14 protein-coding genes are annotated in these 13,715 nt (G+C 40.7%); 3 read left to right on the top strand and 11 right to left on the bottom strand.

The genetic code is table 11. The annotated features are described in order from the left end of the window. The 8 genes from mutS to AUF14_RS14820 all read right to left on the bottom strand — a co-directional run bounded on the left by mutS (window position 1) and on the right by AUF14_RS14820 (window position 7,893). On the bottom strand, window positions 1–2,556 hold the full coding sequence (gene mutS / locus AUF14_RS14850) for a DNA mismatch repair protein MutS (protein WP_049219867.1): 2,556 nt from the start codon (window positions 2,554–2,556) through the stop codon (window positions 1–3). Continuing rightward, window positions 2,556–2,942: a YlbF family regulator gene (locus AUF14_RS14845; RefSeq protein WP_049219868.1), complete on the bottom strand. Its 387-nt coding sequence runs from the start codon at window positions 2,940–2,942 to the stop codon at window positions 2,556–2,558. The genes mutS and AUF14_RS14845 overlap by 1 nt, the downstream gene beginning before the upstream one ends. 15 nt (window positions 2,943–2,957) lie before the next feature. Further along, window positions 2,958–3,752 carry a TIGR00282 family metallophosphoesterase gene (locus AUF14_RS14840; RefSeq protein WP_049219869.1) on the bottom strand — a complete coding sequence of 265 codons (795 nt, stop codon included), beginning with the start codon at window positions 3,750–3,752 and terminating at the stop codon, window positions 2,958–2,960. A 140-nt stretch (window positions 3,753–3,892) separates the two neighbouring features. Continuing rightward, entirely contained in the window at window positions 3,893–4,969 is a 1,077-nt protein-coding gene (locus AUF14_RS14835) for a zinc ribbon domain-containing protein (RefSeq protein WP_049219870.1), read from the bottom strand. Then, a complete protein-coding gene (locus tag AUF14_RS22825; protein ID WP_227656351.1) occupies window positions 4,962–5,138 on the bottom strand; it encodes a hypothetical protein in 177 nt (58 codons plus the stop codon). The genes AUF14_RS14835 and AUF14_RS22825 overlap by 8 nt, the downstream gene beginning before the upstream one ends. Window positions 5,139–5,165: 27 nt before the next feature. Then, window positions 5,166–6,080, bottom strand: coding sequence for a DUF4352 domain-containing protein (locus AUF14_RS14830; protein ID WP_227656350.1), 915 nt, complete (start codon window positions 6,078–6,080; stop codon window positions 5,166–5,168). Window positions 6,081–6,459: 379 nt separating this feature from the next. Next, complete coding sequence (locus AUF14_RS14825) at window positions 6,460–7,239, bottom strand: Cof-type HAD-IIB family hydrolase (RefSeq protein ID WP_048719752.1); 780 nt, start codon at window positions 7,237–7,239, stop codon at window positions 6,460–6,462. 3 nt (window positions 7,240–7,242) lie between these two features. Beyond that, window positions 7,243–7,893, bottom strand: a complete 651-nt coding sequence (locus AUF14_RS14820; RefSeq protein WP_049219872.1) for a DNA alkylation repair protein — start codon at window positions 7,891–7,893, stop codon at window positions 7,243–7,245. Between the two features lie 570 nt (window positions 7,894–8,463). Between AUF14_RS14820 and rpsD the strand changes: the two genes are divergently transcribed. Beyond that, window positions 8,464–9,075, top strand: a complete 612-nt coding sequence (gene rpsD, locus AUF14_RS14815) for a 30S ribosomal protein S4 (RefSeq protein WP_016181608.1) — start codon at window positions 8,464–8,466, stop codon at window positions 9,073–9,075. 137 nt (window positions 9,076–9,212) lie between these two features. Here the strand turns inward: rpsD and mreC are convergent, their stop codons facing one another. Further along, on the bottom strand, window positions 9,213–10,043 hold the full coding sequence (gene mreC / locus AUF14_RS14810) for a rod shape-determining protein MreC (RefSeq protein ID WP_049219873.1): 831 nt from the start codon (window positions 10,041–10,043) through the stop codon (window positions 9,213–9,215). 327 nt (window positions 10,044–10,370) lie between these two features. Here mreC and AUF14_RS22565 point away from each other — a divergent pair, with 327 nt between their 5' ends. Both AUF14_RS22565 and AUF14_RS14805 read left to right on the top strand, forming a co-directional pair. Then, window positions 10,371–10,535 (top strand): hypothetical protein, encoded by a 165-nt coding sequence (locus AUF14_RS22565; protein ID WP_161799677.1) that lies wholly within the window; start codon window positions 10,371–10,373, stop codon window positions 10,533–10,535. A gap of 350 nt (window positions 10,536–10,885) precedes the next feature. Next, on the top strand, window positions 10,886–11,830 hold the full coding sequence (locus AUF14_RS14805) for a DUF975 family protein (protein WP_049219874.1): 945 nt from the start codon (window positions 10,886–10,888) through the stop codon (window positions 11,828–11,830). 36 nt (window positions 11,831–11,866) lie between these two features. Here the strand turns inward: AUF14_RS14805 and AUF14_RS14800 are convergent, their stop codons facing one another. Next, window positions 11,867–12,571 carry a TVP38/TMEM64 family protein gene (locus AUF14_RS14800; RefSeq protein ID WP_049219875.1) on the bottom strand — a complete coding sequence of 235 codons (705 nt, stop codon included), beginning with the start codon at window positions 12,569–12,571 and terminating at the stop codon, window positions 11,867–11,869. Beyond that, the gene (locus tag AUF14_RS14795; protein WP_102866108.1) at window positions 12,571–13,512 is read right to left on the bottom strand and encodes a sulfurtransferase; all 942 of its coding nucleotides are present in this window, start codon (window positions 13,510–13,512) and stop codon (window positions 12,571–12,573) included. The genes AUF14_RS14800 and AUF14_RS14795 overlap by 1 nt, the downstream gene beginning before the upstream one ends. Window positions 13,513–13,715 lie beyond the last annotated feature (203 nt).

Below are 13,715 nucleotides of genomic sequence, written 5' to 3'. Positions count from 1 at the left end.
TTAAATCCGTTTTTGTAACTCGTATAGGAAGTTTAATGCTTCCATCGGGTTCATTTCAAGTAGATTGGCTTTCTTGATACTGTCGACTACACCAAGTTCAGCAGTTGACACTTCGCTAAATAACGAAAGCTGCTCGTTTTCTTCAACGATCTCCGCATTTTTTTGCACAGGCGCATCAGATTCTAAAGCGGATAGAATCGTCGCTGCGCGAGAAAGCAGATCGGTTGGCATCCCAGCGATTTTCGCCACATGAATCCCGTAGCTTTTATCTGCGGGTCCATCCATCAGCTTGTGCAGGAAGACGACTTCACCGTTTTGCTCGACCGCGCCAACATGAACATTTTTTAATTGAGGCAGGCTTTCTTCTAACACCGTCAACTCATGATAGTGGGTTGAAAATAGCGTTTTGGCCTTCACATTTTTATGGATATATTCAATAATCGCTTGTGCTAACGCCATCCCATCATACGTCGCTGTTCCGCGACCTAACTCATCAAAGAGAATCAAGCTGTTTGGTGTCGCATGACGCAGTGCTTGATTGGCCTCCATCATTTCTACCATAAATGTCGATTGGCCGGCGATTAAGTCATCGCTGGCACCGATGCGGGTAAAGATTTGATCGAAAATCGGCAGTTCGGCACTTTCCGCCGGAACAAAACAGCCCATTTGTGCCATAATTACTGTCAAAGCAAGCTGACGCATGTAGGTGCTTTTACCGGACATATTCGGTCCAGTGATCAGCAGGAGCATCTCATCAGGACTCATGAGGACACTATTTGGAATATATTCCTGATGTCCCAGAACCTTTTCCACGACCGGATGTCGACCTTCTTTGATTTGCAGGTTATGTGTCCCAACCTCCATCGTTGGCTGTACATACTGATAACGTTCACTGACAGTCGCGAAGCTTTGCAACACGTCTGTCGCACTCAAGCTTTTCGCTAGTTTTTGCAGACGCGTGATGGCTTTTTTAACTTCATTGCGAACTTCTAGGAAGAGGTTGTATTCTAGCGCGACTGATTTTTCTTCGGCTTCCAAAATCAAGGTCTCTAATTTCTTCAGCTCCGGTGTAATAAACCGTTCCGCATTTGCTAACGTTTGCTTTCGCTCGTACTTGCCCTCTTCTAGGTTGGCAAGGTTCGACTTCGTGATTTCGATATAGTAGCCGAATACGCGGTTATAACCGACCTTCAACGTTTTGATCCCGGTGGCTTCACGTTCACGTGCTTCTAATTCTGCCAACCACGTTTTCCCGTTGGTCATAGCCTCACGGTACTGATCCAACTGCTCGTTGTAACCATCCTTAATGACATTGCCTTCAGTAATTTGCAGCGGCGCTTCGTCCTTGATCGCTTTTTCAATCAAATCCACTAAATCATCCATTGGTTCCATATCCACCAATAAATCATTCCACTCGCCTTGGTTGATGCCAGTCAATAATTGACGGATCTGAGGTACCTGCATCAAAGAAGTTTTCAATTGGATCAGGTCACGACCATTGACATTGCCAAAGGCCACTCGACCAGCTAAACGTTCCAGATCGTAAACCTTTGTGAGGGATTCATTCAGATCCATCCGTTCAAAATAAGCATTCAATAAGGAAGAAACCATCGCTTGACGTGCGTTGATCTGACGCTTTTGGATCAATGGACGATCAATCCATTGCTTCAATAATCGACCGCCCATCGCGGTTTTTGTTTCATCCAACAGCCACAAAAGAGTGCCCTGCTTTTTGCCTGTTCGAATCGAACGAGTCAATTCCAAGTTGGTTTTTGAGAAATAGTCCAGCTTCAAGAAATGCTCCGGCTGGTATTCTTCTGCTTTTTGGATATGGCCTAAGCTGCGTTTTTGTGTGACAGATAAATACGTCAGTAGTTTGCCAGTCGCTTCTTTTTCTAATTCATCTGTGATATCGGCGGTCAGAAAGCTGAATTCCGCATTGTCCTCGATCGTTTCCTGCCTTGAAAAGACCAAGCCAAGTCGTTCCGCAAGATTTTTCTGCAAACCTTCAGGGATTTCACTGCCTAAAACAATTTCTTTTGTTTGTAAAGCCATCGCTTCATTCATTACGGCTTCTTCATCATGCAGTAGCGCTGTTTTTAATTCACCGGTTGAAAGATCAACGTAAGCAAAACCGAACTTGTCTTTGACTTGGGTAACAGCAGTCAGAAAATTATTGGCTTTGGCTTCGATACCTTTGCCTTCCATCAGTGTTCCTGGTGTGATCAATTGGACAACTTCCCGTTTGACCATGCCCTTTACCTGCTTCGGGTCTTCCATTTGTTCACAAATAGCAACCTTGTAGCCCTGTTCGACTAAGGTGTCGATATAGCCCTGAGCAGAATGATGCGGTACGCCGCACATGGGGATTGGATCGTCTGCATTCCGATTTCGACTGGTCAAAGTCAGCTCTAACAACTGCGAAACCTTGATCGCGTCTTCGTTGAAGAGTTCATAAAAATCCCCTAATCGGTAAAATAAAAAGGCGTCTTTATATTGGTCCTTGATCGCCAAATATTGTTCCATCATTGGTGTGTTCTTCGTTTTTTGAGGCATTATTGCGCTCCCTCCCCTGTAACTTCATCTGCTTCTAAGGCTGCATTGACTTCTTTTTGGATCATTGTGGTCAGATGCTGAAGCAGATCATTGGCTTCATAAAGCTGTTCGCGATAGGCGATTACTAACGGATGCTGATCAAACTCCTTAGTCAGACGATCCGCTTCTTTCAGTGCTTCCCGTTCGGCTTCTGGTTTGCCATAATGGGCAAACTGAACCGCGTCTTTTTGTGCAGCTTTGATGCCTTCTTCCAATTGCTGAAGCGTGTCGTTTTCCGCTACTCGCTTTTGAAGCTGCTGGAAACGAGTGATCACTTCATTTTCACCTAATAATGCTGTTAAATGAGATAAAGCCGCTTCGACGGCGGCTTCATTTGTTAAATTCATTTTATCCCTCTGCTTCTATTCTCTAAATGGACGATCTTCATTGATTAAGATCGTTTCGATTTTTTGTCCATGACCATTTTTGTCAATATCAATCACACAAGCGGACAATACGGTGCGCCCTTCTTCAATCACTTCAAACCGTTGCGGCAATGCCGTTAAAAACTTTTCAATGATCGGTTCCTTTTTCATGCCTAAAATGCCATCATATGGACCGGTCATCCCGACGTCGGTCAGATATGCCGTCCCTTTTGGTAAAATACGGCCATCATTGGTTTGAACGTGGGTATGGGTTCCAACTACAGCTGAAACGCGTCCGTCCACAAACCAGCCCATCGCTTGCTTTTCGCTGGTGGTTTCGCCATGAAAATCTACAAAAATATACGGTGTACGTTTTTGCGCCTCCGTAATCAGCTGATCAGCAATGCGGAAAGGATCATCCAAATCGGTCATAAATGAACGCGCCTGCAAGTTGATGATCGCCAGCTCCAGCTCATTCACCTTCACATATAAATGGCCTTTACCTGGTACGCCTTCTGGAAAATTTGCTGGTCGGATCATTTTTTTCGCGTCAGCGATAAAGTCAAAAATCGCTTTATTATCCCACGTATGGTTCCCCATGGTAACTACATCGACCCCATCTTGCAAAAATTTCTTATAGATTTTTTCTGTAATGCCACGGCCTGCCGCCGCATTTTCACCGTTAACGATCGTCAACTGTGGATGGTATTTTTTCTTTAAACGCGGTAAATAGTCACTCAACATCTGCCGACCTAATGAACCAACAACATCCCCAATGAATAGTAAGCGCACTTTTTTTCCCCTTCTCTAGTTAAGCATCTTGTCTTATTATAGTTGTTTTTGCTTGAAAATAAAAGATTCCATTCGACTTGCTGTAAGCAATTTAAAAATAAAAAAACTACGAGCAGCAACGCACTCGTAGTTTTTCATTATTAAACAACCTCAACCGTATCGTCTTTATCCCAATGTGCCTTCTGCTCGCTTTTTGCACGATAGCTTTGAACATGCTCCCAATTCTTAGGGTCCTGTTGGTAGGTACTGAAATCCAAATCATCGACTAGCCATTTTTTCTGTTCCTCATCATAAACAAGGCTCGCGATTGCGTTTTGTGCATCCGTCGTCAATGCCTCATCAATCCCAACTTCCTCGACTAATTGCATCGAACGCTTAAGATCGACATAGACATCGAACTGAACCTTCGTTTGTCCTGTATTCACCGAAATTGAATCGCAATTGAGCTTGATTGACTGAAATTGCTGATCAAAGCTTTTCAAGTAAGGCTTCAGTTCGGCAAAACTCAATTGCAGCTTTTCCTTATGTGATGTAGAAGCGATTAGCTGCGAAACATTTAAACCATCGCGAACCCCTTGATTGAAGGAATCGAAATAATTGACGACTGATGCTAGTAGATGCTTTTGGAACCCTTGATTGTTCTCATACAGGCTATTCTCTTTCACTGTCAGCCGCTGATCCTCTGCTTTGAGATCAGCCTGCTCTTGAACCTTTTTTGAGCCAAATTTCGGATGCGCCATTTCATAGGTTACGTTGTATGTTCCTGGTAAAAAAGGACCATAAGTATATTTATTCCACTCCTCAACGAAATCTCCAGAAACCTCCTGTGCTTGGATCGTGGTTCGAAGATCGGTACCTTTAGGCAATTCTACAACAAGAAATCGTGCATTTGGATAGATTTTAGCTGGTTTTAAAAAGGAAGCTCCCTCTTCAATCGAAAAATATTCATCCTTTTTTAAAAGCTTAGTGATCTGCTTTTTTTTCAGCTTTTTTACCTGCTGTTGAAAAAGAACTTGTGCGTCTTTGCTGATTTTTTTCTTATTTGAGTAGCTAGGCATGTAGCGTTTGATTAGCGTCTCATCATTTTCAATCAGTGCAGTCGCTAAACGATCCACCGTAGCATCTACACTATTTTTATATCTAGAATAGCTGACAAAGCTGAATAGGATCACGATGACTAATACGATCGTTGCCAGCATTCCAGTCTTTTTAGTCATTAAGCCCGCCTCTGAAGGCCTCTTTCATTGAGTTGAAATGATAATTTCGACTTTCATTTGCGGAATTGATCTCCCACTTACCGTCTTTTTTCTCTAACTTCACCTGATAACCTTCACCATTCATATTTTCATCGGTGTTGATTGGTGCTTCATTGATCTTTCCAGGCAATTCCTGCAATAAATATTTTTCTGCATCTCAACGCACACTAGTATAATCAGTGTATTTGCCTTTATTCTCTTCTACGAATTTATCTATGATTGATTCGGTATCAACATCATCCAAAAAGACCATTTCTGGACGTACGTAGATGACTGCTGATTCTGGGAAGAATTCTTTAAAGCTGTAAGTTACCTTGCCCTTTTCAGCATTGGTCTGTTGAAGTTGAGTTATAACCTTTTCCAACTCTGCTGTTGAAGGATCATAGTTTGTAAAATCTTCCTTCAAGCTATTGACGCTGTCTTCTTTAAAGGTTTTGCTTTCCGCTTCTAGATCATTGGCTAACTCAAGTTTTCCTGCCGCCTTCTTATCTTCTTCCTTCACTTCGTCAGAATTATGAAAGACTTTCGTTATATATTGACTTACCAGCGCTTGTACCGCCTTGGTGTCGTCATTGTATTTTTTCGTATCAAGTTTCAGCTCGATGCTTTCATCCTTCTCGTCTTCAGAATAGTACATAGCTTCATAATGTAGATCATATTTTGCATCTTTTTTGACTTCAAATACCAATGGCTCAGTAAAGCTCTTATCCTCAGATAGGCTCTCATTACTCATAACTTTAAAGTTATCATTGGAATCATAAACGTGCTCTGAAGAAACCTTCTTCCCATCTTCATCGTACAAAGCGAAATCGTTAGAAGAAACATCCAATTTCTCTTTTGACTTATTTTTGACTTTAATATCCAGTGCTAGGAAGCCTGTCTCATCATCAACCTTTTTCCCATCAGGTATGATGTAGCTGCCTCCTTCAATGCTCATTTCAACTTTTGATGTTTGGGCTGTATTTTCCTTTTCATTTGCTTTTTTTGTGTCGCCACCGCCGGAGCAGGCAGTCAATGTTACTAATAGACTACTCAATAAAATCAACCCACTAAATCCCCTAATTTTTTTCATGCTTTTTCCTCCCATATGTTTCATTTTTGATTAATAAAAAAACGCGTATTACATATATGATAAACGGAATTAACCCTTTTCGTCAACATGATTAAAGAAATTAACAACACATCTAATAATATTAAAAAAACAAATAAAATTAATAGAAGAAATGTTAAAAAAAGAGCTAATAATATTTATAACTATTTAATTTGTGATTTTTACTTTCTAGCTTTTCAAGCAATGAAGTCGTTCCTCTTCTGCTGCTTATTTATGCAATGACCTGTTAAATAATAAAGAAATGAATTCCTAATGTGTGTTTTTGTGAAGCGTTTGTCTTCTAAAAAAAGAGGCTACGACAAAAGTAATTGTCATAGCCTCTAGCAGTTTAAGTTTATTATTAATGCACCAATTCTAATTGGCGTAGTGCTTTATAAATTCCATCTTGATCATTGGTGTCCGTCACGAGATTGGCGGCATCCTTAACATGATTGGCGGCATTTCCCATTGCCACACCCGTTCCCGCCAAATTCAGCATTTCAATGTCGTTGTTGCCATCACCAAAGGTCACGATATTTTCTGGTTTGATCCCGACTTTTTTCGCTAAAGCTAAAATCGTTTGTGCCTTAGAACCTGGATTCGGAATGATATCAACACTATTCTCGTGCCAGCGAACCAAACGAAATTCTGGAAAAGCCGCTTCAAACTCCTCATCCATTGACTGATCATAAAAGGCACAGCCTTGGTATACTTCATGTTGAGAGAAATAATCTGGTTCATACTCTGGCGCCTGTTGTCCAAAAGAAGACATCGCATTGCGAACCTTTTCCTTGTCAAAATCAGTTACCCGCCCGAAAGAATCTAATCCGAAGAGCATAATGTCGATCTCTCGTTCCGTGGCAAAATCAATCATACGAGTCAACGCTTCACGATCCAGCGTATGCTTATACACCTGCTCATGATCTAAAAATCCTGCAGAACCATTGCAAATAATGTAATTCGTACAGCCTAACTGATGAATCACATCGCCAGCCAACAAGCGGGACCGTCCCGTCGCAATAGTCACTAAATGTCCAGCCTCACGCAATGCCTTCAACGCCTTCATCGTGCTGTCCAAAGGTTTTCTTTGGCTGCTCAACAAGGTACCATCAATGTCTAGTGCGATTAATTTTCTTTCCAAAATTTATCTCTCCATTTTTATGTATTTGCTGCCCTCACGTAGGGCTAACTTACTGAATGAATGCTGCTGTATAAAATCTCTTACCCAATCAGGATTCACCTTACTATAGTCACGCAATGCCCAGCCGATCGCCTTTTGGATGAAAAATTCATCTGTTGTTAGATCCGCTAAGATCGCTTGCGCCAACAATTCTGTATTGGTGCTTTCTTTAAACATCAACTGTAAATTGATCGCTACACGCCGATACCAAAAATTCTCATGCTGATAGAAAAAACGATACACCTGCTCCAACTCTGCTGGATGCGCTAAAACCCACGTAGAAAACACCTTACGCCACGCATCAATACTGTCCCACCAAGTTTTTTCACCTAATAAAGGAAGCAATGCCGCCAGATCCGCTAGTGAAAAACGCAGAATGTTCTTTTGTGCCAAATCAATCGCGTAATACTGATATTCTCGTTCATTCATTCGATAGTTGCGAAAAATCTCTTGTATCAGTTCTTCGATTGATAACATGGTGCTTTCTTTTAAAAAGGGCCGTTCCAATAGTGCTCGCTGCGGCTTTTTAACTCCGCAAAAGGGAAAAAGATCCTTCATGTACCGAGCCATTGGTTCCGCAATCTCGGGTTGATACGGAAAAATCAATGCGTTCATCCTTAATCTCCTTATTCGTTTTAAAGTAATATTTTTTTCAAATAAAAAAATTAGGTCGATTCAAATGCCGTATATCATTCAACTAATGCGTTTATCTACTATTTTACGAACTAGCTCGTAAATAAGTCCGAATTTTTCTAACGTAAGATTCTCGTACGCACACCATTCTTCTAAATACGCTGAAGCGTAAAGAAAAACTGGCAAAGTTGTACTGACATCCTTCATTGTAGAGAAGTTTCAGAGAATTTGCAAAAGCTTCTTACACTATTCTGTTTCAATCTTTTCGCTGTCTTAGAAAAAAGCAATCATTTTCTGCCAGCACCCAACAATTAACACATTTTTTTCAAAAAAGCAACACTTGAACTTGACTCTGCCCGCTCTTTTCCGTTATACTGACGTTTGTGTAAAATAATGCAGCAGAAGAATAATAGCCCGTCCCCAGTTCGTTGCCAGTATTGGTTCAATTGTGTAACCGCGGCTGCGAAGGTGAAGATTGAAGAACGAACTACACGGATATGAATTTTTCAACGGATTATTTTACTCCAAAACAATTTATTGGAGGAATTTTTAATGTCACGTTATACAGGACCATCATGGAAACAATCTCGTCGTCTTGGTATCTCATTATCAGGAACAGGTAAAGAATTAGCACGTCGTCCATACGCTCCAGGTCAACATGGACCAAACAGCCGTGGAAAGAAATCTGAATACGGCTTGCAAATGTCAGAAAAACAAAAATTACGTTTCATCTACGGATTAAACGAACGTCAATTCCGTAACTTATTCGTACGCGCTAGCAAAATCAAAGAAGGTAAACATGGTGTTAACTTCATGATCTTACTAGAACGTCGTCTAGATAACGTTGTTTACCGTTTAGGTTTGGCTTCAACTCGTCGCCAAGCTCGTCAATTAGTAAACCACGGTCACGTAACTGTCGATGGCAAACGTGTTGACATCGCTTCTTATGAAGTTGAAGTTGGCCAAGTTATCGGTATCCGTGAAAAATCTAAAAACATGGTTACAGTAAAAGAAGCAGTTGAATCAGCTGTTGGTCGTCCAGCTTTTGTTAGCTTCGACGATGAAAAATTAGAAGGTTCATTGTCTCGTTTACCAGAACGTGATGAAATCAACCCAGAAATCGACGAATCATTAGTCGTTGAATTCTACAACAAATTAATGTAAGACTTCTTACAGACAACAACACCCGCATCCTGATTGAGGATGCGGGTGTTTTTTGTCTTCTATTTCAAATTCTGTCTATGAATTCTTTTTAAAAATTACTAAAACGCAGATTTACACTTTTCGTCTAAAACCGTCCGTTATTCTGCCATTCCTTTGATAATCGTCACGAAGGAAATATCATACATTTGTGCATAAGGTTTAACGTAGACTTCAAAATCGATGCCATTGCTGCTAGGTTTAACCTTAACCACAGTGCCGATAACAAGATCCGCTGGCGAATTTCCACCCAAACCGGAAGTTCGAACAACGTCCCCTTCTTTAATCTCTTTTTCTTTAGTAACCTGCGAGGCGATCAATTGCTGTTTTTTTTCTTCATATTTATTTAAGATCCCAAAAGACTCCCCATTATTTGTACCTATTTTTATTGGAAAATGGTTACTGTTTTGATTATCAGAGGTCAATAATTCAATTTTGGATGACTGTTCTCTAACCTCCGTCACCCGGCCAATCACCCCTTTTTGAGACATAACCGCCATGTTTTCCGTCACGCCGTCATCACTTCCTCTATCAACGATAAGCTCATCCTCCCAGGTGTCTGGAGAACGTGTGATGACCGTTGCCGAGACCTTCTCATAATCAGTCAATGTTTTGTTTAATTCCTCTTCAACCTTTAGACGTTCGATTTCTTGTGCTTGATTTTTCACGTTCTGTTTCAAATCATCGTGTTGCTCGATCTCGCCTTTTAGATTTTTATTTTCTTCATACGTATTTACCAGTCTAGACACGGAATCAATACTCCCGAACCATCGTCCAGGTATCATAACGAAATTCCCAATAACAGACAGCGGATCATTCATCGCAGTATCTGCATCGTTTTTCTTCCATCGATTTACTACTGTAACTAGAATAACTGCCATAGCCAAAATTACCACGACAATCATCCACTTTTTTAAACGAAACTTTTTCACTTAGGCACCCTCTATAAACTATTCGACTTTTACCAACAACCAAAAACAAATCCTTTGTTGCTTCAATTTTCTGTTAACCGCTTTCTAATGTCAATGATAGATTCAATAATCTAAAACTGGAATTCAACTGTTTATGCTGTATCTCGAAAAAAGTAATTTCGTTTTTTGGTAACTATCTATTTTATTTGAAGACAAAAAAGATCGAAATGCGCTAAGCTTTGTTTTCCTGTTGGATATTTTGTAATTGTACAAAAGTCATTCAAAAATCGTTAACCTAAATAGCTATATATAATTAGCAGTAATCTAACTTATAACGGAGGAAATAAAATGAAAAAATCAGAAACTATTGAAACACTCGCGACAATCGAAGAGATCGTTACCGTTGCACCTGAAAAAGTAGTACTGGGAAATGTAAAATTTGCCATTGTTTCTTACGTTGTTGATGGATTCAAGTATGTTTCAAAGAAAAGTATAACTGTTCCTTTAGGTTAACAAGTTGGTGATACGATAAAAATCAGATATGACAAAAATGAACCCACAAGATTTAAACGCCTTTCACCACGATTTGCATAGCGCTAAATTGATACCGAGTATGGCTTTAATTATCCGACAACATCTCTTTATGTCCCTAACATATCATCTGTAAGACCCACAGTTACTTCTTATTTCTTATAGTATTCTGCTTTAAATTATTTAATTTCGTGTCCTTATCAAAAAATTGATTACATGCAAAACACCTTGAGCTAATCAAAAAAGCTATTTTTAAAGGTTATGTTGACGAGAGCCTCCTTATCAATGATAATTGTTAGATAACATCGAATGAAAAGGAAAAGAGTGAAAAAATGAAATACTGTCCTAATTGCGGTACTGAGGTACGCTCAGAAGCAAATTTTTGTCCGGCCTGCGGATATAACTTAGAACAAACAAGACCAGCAGTTGGTCCTCAAAAAGATCCCGAAAACAACGTGCCCTTTTATCAACCAAAAATCGAAGAGCCGCTAAAGCTTGAGCTGGAAAAAGCAGATGGATTACACATTACTCGTGCTGACATCAAAAAACAGGCACAGGAAAAACTGTCCGGCAGATATGGTGAATGGTGTAAAACAATCATTTTGCTGGTCGGTGCGAATTTTATCGCCGGCTTTATTTTTCAAATTGCCTACTTTCGTTTTTTTACCAACGGCGTGCTAAGAATACTTAGCCCCTATGACTACTACGACAGCTATGGTTACGGCTATAATTATAACTACATCCAACCGTATACATCGCGGCTTTCGCTAGTTGCTTGGTTTCTAATCATGGTGGCGGCCTTTATTCTGATCTTTTTGATCGCCGCTTTATCGACCGCTGTCTTGCAATGGTGCGCGATCCACACCTTAAGAGGCAACCGAGCAGATGGATTACAAATCTTCGCGTACTTTATCAAGGCGCAAAAAAATCGTGTATTGAAGGCGAATATTTTAATCGCCATCTATACCTTCCTTTGGTCGATGCTGTTCGTCATCCCAGGTATTGTAAAGAGTGCATCCTATGCTATGACGAACTATTTATTGGAAAAAGAGGACAACTTAAGTGCTGCGGATGCGATTTTATTAAGCCGTCAAATCATGCATGGCTATAAGCTGGAATTTTTGATCCTGCGCTTTTCCTTTTTCTTCTGGAATCTCACAGCAATCTTCCAGCTTACGAATTTTTACGTGATGCCCTACCAGAATGTGACAGAGATTCAATTTTTAGACCGGCTTTATGAACATTACATCGAAGAAAACAAAGAAGTCGAAGCATAGAAAAAACGTCAGCTAAATGTTTTAGCTGACGTTTTTTTATTTATTCGTTCTCGCCTGTCTGCTTTGATACATCTGCTTAAAGACATAGATCGCGATAAATAATGCGAACATGCTTAACAGACCAAACAAAATAGTCTTCGTGCTGCCGGTCAAATTGCTGCCGACATATGAGTAAACCACCGTTGCCGGAAGCTGCCCGATCCCTGTTGCGATTAGGAAGGGAATCGGCTTAATCGCCGTTAATCCTGCCGCATAGCTGATAAAATCAAAAGAGATAAATGGCAGCAGACGACAGATCAAAATGGTGTGTTTCCCATAACGATCAAAATACGCGTCTAACTTCTCCAGAGAAAAGTTCTTGTTCAACCGTTCAACAATATCTCGCCCCGCAATTCGTGCGATATAAAAACAAACCAATGCTCCCGCCATCGCACTCGTCCATGAAAGCAAAGCGCCCTGCCACCAGCCAAAAACCGCAGCATTCGCAAACGTAATTAAAAAGGCCGGCAATGGCGCGATGATTGATTGGAACATCATCAGCAGAAATGAGATCACGACTGCCCAAACTCCAAAAGACCGTAAATAGCCCACGATACTCTCTACACTCATGGAACGAAAGAGCATCAACACTTGTGTAACCTTCGAACGAATCCCCGGAATAAAGTAAAAGCCGACGACCGCCAGCACTATCACAAGAATCAATAAGATTCGAGCGAAAGTTCGCTTGTTCATTTTAGACATTATTTTTCTACTTCCTCAACTTTTGCCCATCGATAATATGAGCCATCATAATTTTTTACTTGTTTGAAGCCGCACATCTCCATGACTAGCTCCATGTAAGCTGAACGAATTCCAGCCGTACAATAAGTGACGATCTGATCCTTTTTAGCTAAACCAGCATCTTCAAACAACTTCGTTAACTCTTCTTTACTCTTTAGCTTGCCGTTTTTCTGGAATAGCTCCGTAAATCGAAGATGAATCGCGTCAGGCAAATGGCCACCTTTAGCTTCGCCGTACAAGATTTCACCTTTGTATTCTTTGTCCTCACGAACGTCGACAACTTTGTAATCAGCATAATCCTTTTTCAATTCATCCGTCCTAATCATATGCTTTTGATCAATCGAATCAATCGTCACATCAACTGGATCTAGCTCCGTACTCTCATACGCTGTTTTAAGCCCCGATTTTTTCAAAGCCGTAAAGCCACCGTCGACCATCTTGACATCTTGATAGCCGGCCGCTAATAATTCCCAAGCGATCCGTCCATCATCGCCCCAGCCTTTTTGCGCACCAGCAAACAGGACCACTTCCTTGTCCTTCGCGATCCCTTTTTCACCTAATCGCTTGCCTAATTCTGCGGGTTCAAGCACCAAGCCCCATTTCTCATCGCCGGAGGCCCCTTCTTCGACTGAAGCTAAATTTTGCCAACCAATTACATTCGCTCCTTTGATCGTACCTTTATTGGCCTCTTCTTCACCCCGCGCGTCAATTAAAATGAGGTCATCCAGATTTTTTTTAACGTACTCTGCATCCACAATATACTCACCAGTAAAAGCCGTTGTTTCTTTTTCGGCTGATTTAGAAGTGTCCGCTTTCTCGTCACCGCCGCCGCAACCTGTTAATCCTAAAGAAACTAACGCCAACAGCCCAATCATTGTTTTTTCATCTTTTTCTCCATTCATTGTCGTTTTGTTGCTCCGACATTCCTGCCGAAGCCCAGGAATCTCCATCCTTTTGTCTGATAAAGTTATTTTGCTAAACAGTTCGACCATAAATCCGCTATAAATTTAGACGTAGTCCTTAAACTAGCTAAACTACGAAAAGCAAAACTGACAGCTAGCTCTATTTAATGGATTCATTTTTCTAAAAGGCAGAAAAATGAATT

It is taken from the genome of Enterococcus avium, assembly GCF_002891025.1.
In the GTDB taxonomy this organism is placed as follows: Bacteria; Bacillota; Bacilli; order Lactobacillales; family Enterococcaceae; genus Enterococcus_A; species Enterococcus_A avium.
Note: the sequence above shows the minus strand (reverse complement) of the source record. Positions and strands in the feature narration are given on the sequence as shown.